Source organism: Clostridium sp. LS3 (genome assembly GCF_055330225.1).
This window is the reverse complement of record NZ_CM143921.1, coordinates 3777501-3787500: the sequence shown is the minus strand read 5'-3', so window position 1 is coordinate 3787500 and position 10000 is coordinate 3777501. Positions and strand designations below refer to the sequence as shown.

Sequence of the window (10000 nt, the reverse complement as noted above, 5' to 3'; positions counted from 1 at the left end):
AGGATAGGTGGGAGACTGAGAAGCTAGGGCGTCAGCCTTAGTGGAGTCACCCTTGGGATACCACCCTGACAGTATTGGGATTCTAACCGGACGCCATGAATCTGGTGACGGGACATTGTTAGGTGGGCAGTTTGACTGGGGCGGTCGCCTCCAAAAAAGTAACGGAGGCGCCCAAAGGTTCCCTCAGAACGGTCGGAAATCGTTCGAAGAGTGCAAAGGCAGAAGGGAGCCTGACTGCGACACCCACAAGTGGAGCAGGGACGAAAGTCGGGCTTAGTGATCCGGTGGTACCTCGTGGGAGGGCCATCGCTCAACGGATAAAAGCTACCTCGGGGATAACAGGCTGATCTCCCCCAAGAGTCCACATCGACGGGGAGGTTTGGCACCTCGATGTCGGCTCGTCGCATCCTGGGGCTGTAGTAGGTCCCAAGGGTTGGGCTGTTCGCCCATTAAAGCGGCACGCGAGCTGGGTTCAGAACGTCGTGAGACAGTTCGGTCCCTATCCGTCGCGGGCGTAGGAAATTTGAGAGGAGCTGTCCTTAGTACGAGAGGACCGGGATGGACTGACCTATGGTGCACCAGTTGTTCTGCCAAGAGCATGGCTGGGTAGCTAAGTCGGGAAGGGATAAACGCTGAAAGCATCTAAGCGTGAAGCCCCCCTCAAGATGAGATTTCCCATAGCATAAGCTAGTAAGACCCCTTGAAGAACACAAGGTTGATAGGTCAGAGGTGTAAGTGTGGTAACATATTTAGCTGACTGATACTAATAGGTCGAGGGCTTGACCAATAATTAAAAGATTTTGGCTGTAATTCATGTGCAATTTTCAGAGAATAAATTCTGAAAAAAGTGTTGACAAAGTATTGATACTACAATATAATGTTAATGTAATCTGGTGATGATGGCGTAGAGGAAACACTCCTTTCCATTCCGAACAGGAAAGTTAAGCTCTACAGCGTCGATGGTACTGCATGGGAAACTGTGTGGGAGAGTAGAACGTTGCCAGGTGTAGTATGGATCTTTAGCTCAGTTGGTTAGAGCAACCGGCTCATAACCGGTTGGTCCGGGGTTCGAGTCCCTGAAGGTCCACCATATTTGGGGGTATAGCTCAGTTGGGAGAGCACTTGCCTTGCACGCAAGGGGTCAAGGGTTCGAATCCCTTTACCTCCACCAAGAAGTTATGATAACATAACTTCTTTTTTTTATAATTTTTACTTAAGTTGTAATATTATTAGTTTAAAAGTAGTATTATATGATATGTATATATTTACAAATGTCGAAAAACTTTTAAAATTTTCTAAAATTTTAGTTAGGAATAAAATAAAATATATTATATAATGATTATAAGAATTAATTTAATAATTCTAATGTAAAAGTTTTAAGGTCTTATCCTTAGATGGGGAGTGTTGTTATGGGTAAGAAGGATGAATTAGAGAAAAAATTAATAAAGTTAAAGCTAGAAAAGAGAGAGTTATTACTAGCAGGAAAAAATACAAGTAAAATAGACGATCTTATAAAAGAGGTAGAACTGGAATTAAAAGAATCTAGTGGATATTGTAATAGTTAAAATATTTTAATTTTAATAGATCTAAGTTATTAAATTTAGATCTATTTTACTTTTAATGAAATACTTAAATTAAACAAATATCAATAACTAGAATAATTTACCATAATTGAGCATATTACATTTGTAGAGAGATATTCTTTATAAATAAGGAGGCTGGATTAGAAAATGATAAGAACTTTTGTATGTGAAAAAGAGGGTTGTATTGGAAATAGATTTTTTCTTGAAAGTGAAGAAGATAAACTTAAGTTGATTTGTTATCAATGTAAGTTTAAATATGATATTGATGTTAGCAATCAAGATTTTATAATGTTGCCTAATTGTTCTAGCTGCAATAATGATACATTTAAAGTATTTAAAGACATAGAAAAAAAAGGTATATATTTTAAATGTTCTAAATGTGGGGCAGTTCCAGAAAAAATATATATAGATTCAGATGGAATACAAGTTTCGTACGAGGCTAAGCTTTTAAATGATATAAAACAAATAATGAATCTAGTTGAACAAAGGATATATAATCTGGAAGTTAATGTTAAGGACTTAGAAAGAGGACAAAGTATGTTAGAACAATCTTTAGCATATATAAATAGATATTTAGTAGAAAAAGATTAGTATATAAAAATATATAATTTATGATGTATAATAAAATAAATAACTAAAAGTTAAATTAACACAGGGAGAGAAGTATGGATAAAAACAAAAAGATAATATCATGGTTGATGTTATTAATATGGATGGGAATAATATTTTTTATGTCACATCAGCCAGGAGAAGTTTCTAGTAGCCAAAGTGAATTGGTTATAAAAATATTTCAATTTTTAGGAATAGAATTAAATGAATATTTTGGTGATCTCGCTACTTTTGTAGTTAGAAAAACTGCACATTTTTCAGAATATCTTATATTATTCTTCTTTGCATATAATGTAAGTAAAAGATATTTTTCTAATAAAAAAGCTAGAGTATATGCAATAATATTTGTATTTTTATATGCATGTTCAGATGAATTTCATCAATATTTTATTCCAGGAAGAAGTATGGCTTTTAAGGATGTATTGATAGATACATCAGGAGGGCTCGCTGGCTATTTAATAATGAGGTTAAAAAAAATATAATGGTATAAAAGGATATTCATTTAACGATGAATATCCTTTTATAATATTGATGAAAGAAGCCTTGAAAATCCATCTATAAATTTGCTAATAATAGATTTTGATTCATACTTTTTAATATTAAATTCTATGCATGAATTTAGAGTATCATTAAATATGGTATCAAGCTCATGAGTTACATATTCATTATATATTATTGTGTTAATTTCATAATTTAGCTCAAAGCTTCTAATATCCATATTAGCAGTTCCTATTGTACAAATTTTTTCATCAACAGTTAATATTTTAGAATGAATAAAGCCTCTTTTATTATATAGATAAATTTTAGCCCCAGATCTAGAGAGTTCAGCCAAATAAGTTTGAGAAGCTCTGTTTACTGTAAAATGATCAGCTTTTTTAGGAAATATTAATGAAACTTTAATACCACTTAAAGAAGCTATCCTTAGTGTATCCATTAATCCTTCAGAAGGAATAAAGTAGGGAGTTATTATATTAATATTTTTTTTTGCACTGCTAATCATTTTTATTAAGCATTGAAGTATGCTAGGAAATTCAGAGTCAGGACCGCTTTTTACTATTTGCATGGCAATATTACCATTAAAATCATGATTCTTAAAATAGCTATCTACATTATTTAAGATAGATATTTGTTCATTATTATACTTTTTTATACTTGAAAAATCATCTAAGAAAATTGACTGTAACCCAAGAACGCAGTCACCTTCTATCATTATGTGACAATCTTTCCATTCCCCTAATTTTCCCATACCCAAATACTCATCGCCTATATTAATACCGCCCAGGAATGCTACTACCCCATCTATAACTACTATTTTTCTGTGATTTCTATAATTAATTTGAGTATTTATAAATCGTAAAAATGGAGCTAAAACATATGAGTAGAATGCTACATCTACACCAGCACTTTTCAAATCTTTTATATATTTAGATCCTAGTTTTATAGAGCCAACTCTATCTATTATAAATCGAACTTTAACTCCTTGCTTAGATTTATTTATTAAAATATCTTTTATTTCATTTCCGATTTTATCATCTTTAACTATATAGTATTCTAAATGAATATGATGCTTTGCTTTTATTAAATTTTCCTTTAAAATTTTAAACTTTTCTTCCCCTCCATCTAGTATTTTAATTTTATTATTTATAAACAAAGGTGAGAATGAATTAGAAGCCAGTAATTTTATAATAGGTTCATATTCATTTAATATATTAGACTTATTCAATATAGATGAATTAATTAAATTAGTAACTTTTCTTTTAGAGATTCTATCTAAAGTATTTATTTTCCAATTTCGTCCTAAAAATATAAATAAAATCAATCCTACTGGAGGTAGTATAATTAAAATCAATATCCAAGATAAAGTTTTTTCAGGTCGTTTCTTTTTAAATAAGATCATTATAAATATTATAAATATATTTATAATAAAAGATAAATAAAAAATTATTTTAAATGCAATTATATTACAAACCTCCTTCAAATATAGTCATACATAATATATTATTGACTTAAATATAAATTTTAATAAATTAAAAAGACATTAGATAAACAAGCATAATATCTCCACTTATGAACTATTTTGCTTTAATAGTTGTTTTTGCAGAAAAGTATGATAAAGATTCAGGAATAGGTACTCTAATAACTACTATGATTCCTTATTCAATTGCATTTTTAATTAGATGGACAATATTATTAGTAATATGGTTTGTATTAGGATTTGATTTAGGGACTGGAGTTGGAGTAATGCTTTAAAAAGATTTAATATTAAATATAATTAGCACAATTGAAAGTGTATCTATAGTAAAAATTTTAGATGCACTTTTTTTGTACTTATTCCAATAAAATGTGCATAAAAATAAGTATATGGTAGGAGGGGAATAAATAATCTGAATATTCTGGATAACAAGAGTCGTTTATGATATTCTATAATTAATAAAATGGACTAGAATAACCTGCACTTAAGATGGTTTTTTGAAAATAAATTATAAACCAGAGATTTAAAATTTATCAACATAAGAATTTGCTAAGAACGCGATTCAAAAATTATTTAGATTTTAAATGAAAGGTGGGTGTAATCATAATATTTAGAAAATATTATGAGAAGTTATGAAAAATTATACAATAAAAAATTTAAGAAATATTGGACTGATAGGACATGGAGCATCAGGAAAGACCTCTTTAGTTGAAGCATTATTATTCAATACAGGTAATACTGATAGATTAGGTAAAGTAGAAGAGGGAACAACAGTTACAGACTTTGACATAGAAGAAAAGAAGAGAAGAATTTCACTTTCAGCGTCTATTGCTCCAATAGAAGTAGAGGATACAAAGATAAATTTAGTAGATATACCTGGTTACTTCGATTTTTCAGGAGAGCTGATACAAGGAATGAGAGCTGTAGATGTAGCTACAATAGTTGTATGCGGAGTATCGGGAGTTCAAGTTGGAACAGAAAAGGCGTGGGATTATTGTAATAAAATAAAATTGCCAAGAACATTTTTCATAAATAAGTTAGATAGAGAAAATTCAAGTTATGAAAAGACATTAGAACAATTAAAAGAAAAATTTGGGATAAGCGTTGTACCTATACAATTTCCAATAGGTAGTGAAGAAGAATTTAAAGGTGTGGTTAATGTTATATCAAAAAAAGCCAGAATACATGATCCTAAAACAAATAAAATTGAGGAAATAGATGCTCCTGAAGATTTATTAGAAAAGATAGATGAATGTAAAAGAATGATAATGGAAGCTGTTGCAGAAACAAATGAGGAACTATTAGATAAATATTTCAGTGAGGGAGAATTAAGTGACGAGGAAATATATAGTGGACTTATAGAAGGGTGTGCAAGCGGAGATATAGCACCAGTAATGTGTGGAAGTGCATCTAAGGTAATAGGTATGAGATGCTTTTTAGAAGATGTAGTTGAATGCTTTCCATCACCTAAATATTCAATTTCACAGAAAGCAAAAAATTTAAAAAACAATGAAGAGGTATTCATAGACTTAAATGAAGATAAACCTTTTTCAGCATTAGTTTTTAAAACTATAGCAGATCCTTTTGTTGGGAAAATATCGTTGTTTAGAGTAATAACAGGAAAGTTATCAAATGAGGTTACTGTAGTTAATAGTAATAAGGATAAATCTGAAAAATTAGCTAATATCTTTTTCATAAGAGGGAAAAACCAAATACCTACAAAAGAAGTTGTAGCAGGAGATATAGCTGCTATTGCCAAACTACAATATACTGAAACTGGTGATACTTTATGTGACATAAATAATAAAGTTATATATGATAAAATGAATTTTCCAAAACCTTCGATATCAATGGCTGTATTACCAAAAGCCAAGGGTGATGAAGATAAAATATCAATGTCATTACAAAGATTATTAGAAGAGGATCCAACATTTACAATTACAAGAGATACGGAGAATGCAGAAACTATAATTTCTGGTATAGGTGAAACACACTTAGATGTTATAGCTAGTAAGCTGAAAAATAAATTTGGGGCAGAAGTTATTCTAAGACTTCCTAAGATACCATACAGAGAAACTATAAAAGGTATTGCAGATGTTCAAGGAAAACATAAAAAGCAGTCTGGTGGACATGGACAATATGGAGATGTAAAAATAAAATTTGAGCCAAGAAGAGATGGAAAAAATGAGTTAGAATTCGTTGATAATGTTGTTGGGGGAGTTGTACCAAGAAATTTTATACCAGCAGTAGAAAAAGGACTTAGAGATTGTATTGAAAAAGGGGTTCTAGCAGGATATCCTGTTGTTAGTTTAAAGGCTACCTTACATGACGGATCATATCATCCAGTAGATTCATCAGAAATGGCATTTAAAATGGCAACATCAATTGCATATAAAAAAGGATTAGAAGCAGCGAAGCCAGTTTTATTAGAACCTATTATGCATGTAGAGGTGTTAATACCGGATGAATATATGGGAGATATAATAGGCGATATTAATAAAAGAAGAGGAAGAGTTCTTGGAATGGAACCAGAAGGAAAGTTACAAAAAGTTAGTGCTGAGATTCCTTTATCAGAAATGTTTAAATACGCTACAGATCTAAGATCAATGACTCAAGCGAGAGGAAGTTTTATAAGTGAGCTTGAAAGGTATGAGGAGGTTCCAGAGTTAGAAGTTAAAAAAATAATTGAAGAAGCTAGAAAAAATTAAATCTGGGAGTAGTGAATAAATATAAATTTAATGAGAAAAAATAATATAGAATTAATTTTAAGTATAGAGGTATATACTAAAGAAAAATAGGAGGGAAACTATGCCAGATTACAAAATGGATATAAGTGAGAGACTAGGACTTAGTGAATATAGTAATATATTTGACTATATGGGTGTAGTAGATAAAAATGATAATTTTACTATAACCTTAGATAGTAATTCAAAAGAGGATATAAATATTATTACTTCTATGCTTAGGGATAGTAACTTTTCTATTTTAGAAGAGGGAGTAAACAAAACAGGTAAGTATTACATTAATGCTAATAAGTATAAGTAAATAAAAGGCTATTAATCACTTGATTAGTAGCTTTTTATAATTTATGGTAAAATGTTTAATATAAAATAAATCATAGGAGGATTAAAATGAAGGCTGAAATAATAGCAATAGGAACAGAAATACTGTTAGGTGATATAGTTAATACAAATGCACAATATTTAGCTAAGGAATTAGCTAATCTAGGAATTGATGTTTATCATCAAAATGTTGTTGGTGATAATGAAGATAGAATACTTGAAGCATTTAAAAATGCTTTTGAAAGATGTGACTTAGTTATTACTACTGGTGGTTTAGGGCCTACTCAAGATGATTTAACAAAGGAATTAGGTGCAAAATATTTTAATAAAAAACTAGTTTTACATAAACCATCCTTAGATTGGATTAAAACATATTTAGACATGAAAGATGAAGCTGTAGTAGAAGCAAATAAAAAACAAGCATATTTTCCAGAGGATGCAGTAATCTTACCCAATTCTAATGGAACAGCTCCAGGGGCAATAATATCTGAAAATGATAAGATACTAGTAATACTACCAGGACCACCAAGAGAAATGAAGCCTATGTTTAATAATCATGTAATTAAGTATCTAGCTGGAATAACAGGTAAAGTTATAAAATCTAAAACATTAAGATTATTTGGAATTGGGGAAAGCTTAATGGCTAAAAAGATAAATAACTTAATTCAAAATAGTACTAATCCTACTGTTGCACCATATGCTAAGGATGTTGATGTAACTTTAAGAATAACTGCTAAAGGAAAAGATGAAGATGAATGCAATAATTTAATAAATCCTATATATAAAGAAATAAAAGAAGTTCTTGGTGAGTATATATATGGAGAAGATGAAAATTCTTTAGAAGCTGTTGTTGCAGAAATATTGTGTAACAAAAATTTAAGTATAGCTACTGTAGAATCATGTACAGGAGGTCTGGTTGCTTCTAGTTTAATTTCTTATCCGGGAATATCAGAAGTTTTTAAAGAGGGTACTATTACTTACTCAAATGAAGCTAAGATGAAGAGACTAGGAGTTAAAAAAGAAACTTTAGATAAGTATGGAGCTGTAAGTGAAGAAACAGCAAAAGAAATGGTAATAGGTATAGCGAGAGAAGCAAAAACTGATATAGCTATTTCAACTACAGGAATAGCAGGACCTGGTGGAGGAACTAATGAAAAGCCTGTTGGGCTAGTTTATATAGGTGTATTTGTGAAAGGAAATGTAGTTGTGAAAAAATTTAATTTTACAGGAGATAGAGAAAGGATTAGAAGAAAGGCTACAATGAATGCACTTAATATTTTAAGAAAAGAACTTTTGAGCACTAATTATTAAAATGGGGAATAAAATAATCCCCTTTTATACTTTTAAAAAGTAGGGGATTATTTTTTGTATATAAATAAAATGGGGGAGAGGCGATTAACTGTGGAAGCTTTCTCGCTTCATTATAATTATGTCCATTAATTTATAAAGTTATACACTACAAAAGTTAAAAAATAGACATCATAAAGTTTAAAATGATTATGAATTAACTAAATTTATTTTAAAACTAAAAAAGAAAGGGTATATATATGAGAAAAGTTTTTAGAGCAAACATGTATTTTTTAATAATATTATTAGCAGAAATATTTGGACCAATTGCACTTACACCAATTTATCAGGCTATAGGATTAAGTGATGTAAGAATAATACTATTTTTAACGCACATGATAATATTTTTAATTCCAGCATTAATATATTTAATAGTAACAAAATCATCTTTTAAGGATACACTTAAATTAAACAAATTACATTGGAAAGATACACTTTTAATTATATTATTAGCTTTTTTAGTGCAACCTATAATGACTTTCTTTTCAGTAATTTCTACGTTTTTCTTCAACAATGAAATAGGAGCATTTATATCACAAATAACATCAACACCATATATATTTCTTTTATCCTTAGTTGCACTTTTACCAACAATAACAGAAGAGATTACAATAAGAGGTATAGTTCTTTCAGGATATGAAAATAAAAATAAATATATAGCTTCAGCAGTAACAGGATTATTTTTTGGGCTTTTACATTTAAATGCACAACAATTCCTATATGCTGCAGTATTAGGTTTTATACTTGCATTATTAGTTAGAATAACTAATAGTATATTTGCATCTATGATAATACACTTTATAGTAAATGGAACATCAGTAACTATTGCAAAGTTATCAAGCTATATTATAAATGGATCATCTGTAATTGGTGATGCAGCTGAATTAACACTTAAAAATATAGCATTATCAGAAAAATTAATTTTATTAATAACATATGGGGGAATTGCCATAGTATTTGCTAGCTTTGTTTTTCTAATAATAAAAAAGCTAGAAAGATTAAATGATAATAGAAAGATAGAAAGTTTAAATTATACAAGAGGGGAAGTTATATTAGATGATGAAAGAATATTTAATATCCCTTTTATATTATCAATAATAGTATATATAGCAGGTATGACTATTTTTATATAACAAAAAGTTAGGAGTTAATTAATCTCCTAACTTTTTGTTATATAGAATTTAATTAGATTTTGTTATAGAAGAAGATTCACTATAAAACATAGAGAATTCTTTAGAATTTATCCAACCTCTACAATTCATACAATTATCAATAGGTAAATTTACATAATACCATATTTGTTTATTAACCTCAGCAGAATCTAAAATTCCAACCTCCATTCGTATGTTAATTTTTCTAATCAATTGAGAGGAATCTATAGGAGCTATATATAATTTGGCAGCACTATTAATTATTCCTACCTTATA

The 10000-nt window shown here is 29.7% G+C and carries 9 protein-coding genes, 2 tRNA genes, 2 rRNA genes and 1 pseudogene (2 of these 14 only partly in view); 12 read left to right on the top strand and 2 right to left on the bottom strand.

Features of this window, described 5'->3' with window-relative positions; all coding sequences use genetic code 11:
- From ACZJV1_RS17870 to ACZJV1_RS17840, 7 genes are all read left to right on the top strand, one after another.
- Positions 1 to 787, top strand: a 23S ribosomal RNA gene (locus ACZJV1_RS17870); it begins 2119 nt to the left of the window's first position.
- Positions 788 to 889: 102 nt separating this feature from the next.
- Positions 890 to 1006: ribosomal RNA gene (rrf, locus tag ACZJV1_RS17865) — 5S ribosomal RNA — on the top strand.
- Positions 1007 to 1013: 7 nt separating this feature from the next.
- Positions 1014 to 1090, top strand: a tRNA-Ile gene (locus ACZJV1_RS17860).
- A gap of 5 nt (positions 1091 to 1095) precedes the next feature.
- A tRNA-Ala gene (locus tag ACZJV1_RS17855) sits at positions 1096 to 1171 on the top strand.
- A 238-nt stretch (positions 1172 to 1409) separates the two neighbouring features.
- Complete coding sequence (locus ACZJV1_RS17850; RefSeq protein WP_411169158.1) at positions 1410 to 1565, top strand: hypothetical protein; 156 nt, start codon at positions 1410 to 1412, stop codon at positions 1563 to 1565.
- 165 nt (positions 1566 to 1730) lie between these two features.
- Entirely contained in the window at positions 1731 to 2174 is a 444-nt protein-coding gene (locus tag ACZJV1_RS17845; protein ID WP_411169157.1) for a hypothetical protein, read from the top strand.
- A gap of 74 nt (positions 2175 to 2248) precedes the next feature.
- Positions 2249 to 2674, top strand: coding sequence for a VanZ family protein (locus ACZJV1_RS17840; RefSeq protein WP_411169156.1), 426 nt, complete (start codon positions 2249 to 2251; stop codon positions 2672 to 2674).
- 38 nt (positions 2675 to 2712) lie between these two features.
- On the opposite strand, the gene cls is transcribed toward ACZJV1_RS17840, so the two are convergent.
- The gene (gene cls / locus ACZJV1_RS17835; protein WP_463652176.1) at positions 2713 to 4149 is read right to left on the bottom strand and encodes a cardiolipin synthase; all 1437 of its coding nucleotides are present in this window, start codon (positions 4147 to 4149) and stop codon (positions 2713 to 2715) included.
- 89 nt (positions 4150 to 4238) lie between these two features.
- Here cls and ACZJV1_RS17830 point away from each other — a divergent pair.
- The 5 genes and pseudogenes from ACZJV1_RS17830 to ACZJV1_RS17810 form a co-directional block, all read left to right on the top strand.
- Positions 4239 to 4442 (top strand): annotated as a pseudogene (locus tag ACZJV1_RS17830) (AbgT family transporter); the annotation flags it as partial.
- A gap of 354 nt (positions 4443 to 4796) precedes the next feature.
- A complete protein-coding gene (gene fusA, locus ACZJV1_RS17825) occupies positions 4797 to 6872 on the top strand; it encodes an elongation factor G (protein WP_463650955.1) in 2076 nt (691 codons plus the stop codon).
- A 100-nt stretch (positions 6873 to 6972) separates the two neighbouring features.
- Positions 6973 to 7209 (top strand): hypothetical protein, encoded by a 237-nt coding sequence (locus ACZJV1_RS17820; RefSeq protein ID WP_463650954.1) that lies wholly within the window; start codon positions 6973 to 6975, stop codon positions 7207 to 7209.
- Between the two features lie 86 nt (positions 7210 to 7295).
- A complete protein-coding gene (locus ACZJV1_RS17815; RefSeq protein WP_463650953.1) occupies positions 7296 to 8537 on the top strand; it encodes a competence/damage-inducible protein A in 1242 nt (413 codons plus the stop codon).
- A 236-nt stretch (positions 8538 to 8773) separates the two neighbouring features.
- Complete coding sequence (locus tag ACZJV1_RS17810; RefSeq protein WP_463650952.1) at positions 8774 to 9706, top strand: lysostaphin resistance A-like protein; 933 nt, start codon at positions 8774 to 8776, stop codon at positions 9704 to 9706.
- Positions 9707 to 9754: 48 nt separating this feature from the next.
- Here the strand turns inward: ACZJV1_RS17810 and ACZJV1_RS17805 are convergent, their stop codons facing one another.
- On the bottom strand, positions 9755 to 10000 hold the 3' portion of the coding sequence (locus tag ACZJV1_RS17805) for a hypothetical protein (protein WP_411169152.1). It continues 189 nt past the right edge of the window; the window shows 246 of its 435 coding nt (coding positions 190-435); the start codon falls outside the window, past its right edge — the gene reads right to left on this strand; the stop codon is at positions 9755 to 9757.